This window comes from Halomonas sp. BM-2019, assembly GCF_017584085.1.
In genome coordinates this window covers 3,892,151-3,895,573 of record NZ_CP071922.1, presented here as the reverse complement: position 1 = coordinate 3,895,573, position 3,423 = coordinate 3,892,151, and the positions used below count along the sequence as shown (strand labels likewise).

2 protein-coding genes are annotated in these 3,423 nt (G+C 52.2%); both read right to left on the bottom strand.

Annotated features, from left to right (window positions below; translation table 11 throughout):
• Positions 1-1,615: arginine--tRNA ligase (gene argS, locus J5F18_RS19275; RefSeq protein ID WP_346300127.1), on the bottom strand; the 1,615-nt coding region annotated here is incomplete at its 3' end.
• 163 nt (positions 1,616-1,778) lie between these two features.
• The coding region (gene priA / locus J5F18_RS19270; RefSeq protein WP_346300126.1) for a primosomal protein N' at positions 1,779-3,423 on the bottom strand (1,645 nt) is incomplete at its 5' end.

The window sequence follows — 3,423 nt, the reverse complement described above, 5'->3', positions numbered from 1 at the left end:
AGAAAGACGAAAACGCACCGGCAAGTTCAAACAAGTAACCACAAAGGAAGTGCGGCATGCCTTTATTGCCAACTGACGCAATGATTTCTGGGAACTGTGCGAGTTTACCCGCGAGTGCTTCGTCTTGCTCCGTGGCTAAAACGAACTCAGCTTGAATATCACTCGGCGCCAAGCCTGCCTTCTGGAACAAACTATTCACCCGCGTATTCGCATACAGCAAATAAGGTGCCGTGTTGCCCTCAAAACTAAGCATGGTGTCCCAGTCAAACACATAATCGGAGGTACGGTTCTTGGAAAGATCAGCATATTTAACCGAGGAAATGCCCACAACTTCGGCCACACGCGCTTGGTCTTCAGCACTCAAATCGGTATTTTTACTCGCGATTAACTCGGCAGCTCGACGCTCTGACTCGTCAAGTAAGTCAGCTAATTTTGTCACACCACCATCACGACTCTTGTAAGGGCGGCCATCTTTGCCGAGCACCATGCCAAAGCCTAAATGCTCTAGGCTGACGCTATCGTCGGCATAACCTGCTTTGCGGCTGAGCGTGAAAATCTGCTGAAAATGGAGCGACTGACGAGCGTCGACGACATAAATAACACGGTCGGCTTGCAAGGCACCTGTGCGATACCGCACCGCCGCAAGATCCGTCGTCGCATACAAAAAGCCGCCATCTTTCTTTTGCACAATAATCGGCAATGGCTCGTCTTCTTTGCCCTTGAATTCGTCTAAAAAGACACACTGAGCGCCTTGATCTTCGACTAACAAGCCCTTCTCGCGTAAGTCAGTCACGACCTGATGAAGGTCGCTGTTATAGGCCGATTCAGCCATTACATCGTCACGCACTAACTGCACACCTAGGCGGTCATAAACCTCTTGGCAATGCGCCAGCGACGTATTAATAAACTGCTGCCAAAGCTTTAGGCAATGGGCGTCGCCACCCTGCAACTTGACCACGAGGCTGCGTGCACGGTCAGCAAAACCTTCCTCGTCATCAAAACGTTTTTTCGCCGCTTTGTAGAAGGTTTCTAAATCTGATAACGCAAACTCAGGACTGTCGCCGTCTTGAATCTGGTCTTCCATGTGCGCTAACAGCATGCCGAACTGTGTGCCCCAGTCACCGACGTGGTTTTGGCGAATGACACGATGACCTTGCAAACTTAATGTACGGGCGACCGCATCACCAATTATGGTCGAACGTAAATGGCCGACATGCATTTCTTTGGCGAGGTTTGGCGACGAATAGTCAATCACCACGGTCTGTGGCTGCTCGGCAGCAATCACGCCGCAACGCTCATCGGCCCAAGCTTGTTCAAGTTGAGCAATTAACTGCGCTTGATCGAGCGTAAAATTAATAAACCCTGGTCCGGCAATTTCTGCTTTCGCAATCACCGAGTTTGCCGGTATGGCTTGAATAATCGCTTCCGCCAGCGCGCGTGGGTTTTGTTTCGCCGGCTTGGCCAGCATCATCGCTAGATTGGTCGCAAAATCACCGTGACTTTTGTCGCGCGGACGATCAAGCTGCACGCGGGGTTCAACCTCGGCGGGCAGGGTACCGTCTGATTTTAAGGCGTCAACGGCGCTTTGTAATAACTCTTCAATCTGCTGCTTCATTCGCTTTGCTAACCTTTCCGTATATGCTGGATGATGATGCTCGTGGCTTAATTTCTCTGGGCATCGCGCCCAAGCTGTTCCGACCGGCTAGTTTAATCGCTTGCCGCCGTAAAAAAAACAGCTGAATACCCCTATCTTACTATTTTTCCGCTGGTGTGGGCGGTTAACTAAAGTCTTGCGGGTCAATATCGAGTGACCAGCGCGCTTTCCGGCCTTCGGGTAGCGTTTCAAATTGCGGCAAAAATTGCTGCAACACCCGATGCATGGCTCTCCTCTCGCTGGCATGCAACAACAACTGGAACCGAAAGCGTCCCGCTCGGCGCGCCAGTATCGCGGGCATAGGGCCAATTACCGCGACGTCCGTTTGCGTTGCCAATAATGTGGCCATCGCTTGCAACAATGCTTCCGCCGCCGCAGATTCAAGGGCTTCCGCCCGCAATAAAGCCATCGCCGCATAAGGGGGTAACATGGCTTGCTGACGCTCCAGCAAAGCACTCACGGCAAAGTCTTGGTAGCCGTTATTGATTAACTCTTGAATTAGCGGATGTTCAGGATGGTGCGTTTGTAGAACCACCGTACCTTTTTTTGCCGCTCGGCCGGCGCGGCCGGCCACTTGAATATAGAGCTGCGCAAGACGCTCAGGTGCACGAAAATCACTACTGTACAAAGCGCCATCGACGTCAAGCAACGCAACAAGGGTGACGTCTGGAAAGTGATGCCCTTTGGCCAGCATTTGCGTACCGAGGAGAATTTGATATTCACCGCGACCGACTGCGGTTAGGTAGTCCTCTAACTGACCCTTTTTACGCGTGCTATCGCGGTCAATCCGCAGCGCCTTATAGTCAGGGAATAAGCGCTGTATTGTTTCTTCGAGTTGCTCTGTGCCAAGCCCGCGGGTAATCAATTGTGTACTCCCACAGCCACCACATTGGCGTGGAATGCGGCGTTGTGCGCCACAATGATGACACTGCAACGTATGCGTTTGCTGATGCACCGTCATATTTGCCTGACAGCGCTGGCATTCGCTGACCCAACCGCATTCATGGCAAATCAAGGCGCTTGCATAACCGCGCCGATTCAAGAATAAGAGCACTTGATTGCCGGCGCTTAAGTGCTTAGTCATTAAGGCGATTAAGCGCTCACTGAGACCCTGTTGCAAACGTTGTTGTTTGAGGTCGACTAAGAGGTTTTTAACCGGCTGCCCTTGACCGGCGCGATGTGCCAACTGCACGCTTTGATAGCGACCTGCTTTTGCATTCGCTAACGACTCCAATGAGGGTGTTGCTGACCCCAGTACCACCGCAAACCCTTCGTTATGTGCGCGCTTGATAGCCAAATCCCGAGCGTTATAACGGAAACCTTCTTGTTGCTTAAAACTGGCATCATGCTCTTCATCAATAATGATGAGACCGGGGTTGGCGAGCGGCGTGAAGATCGCTGAGCGCGTACCCAGTACGATAGCCGCATGGCCATCACGGGCTTGCAGCCAGCCGAGCAAACGTTCATTGTCACTCAGGCCAGAATGAAGCACCACCACCGGCACAGCGAAGCGCGAACGAAAACGTTGCACCGTTTGCGGCGTCAAACCAATCTCTGGCACCATCACCAGAACTTGCTGCCCACGCTGCAGGACATCATGCATGACCTGTAAATACACCTCGGTCTTGCCGCTACCGGTTACTCCCTCGACTAACCAAGTTTGCGCCTTTTGTTCCGTTAAACCGGTTTTTATCGCCGCCACCGCGACCGCTTGCTGCGGATTCAGCTGATGTGGCTCTTCGGTTAGTGCTACAGACCAAGGCTCAAAT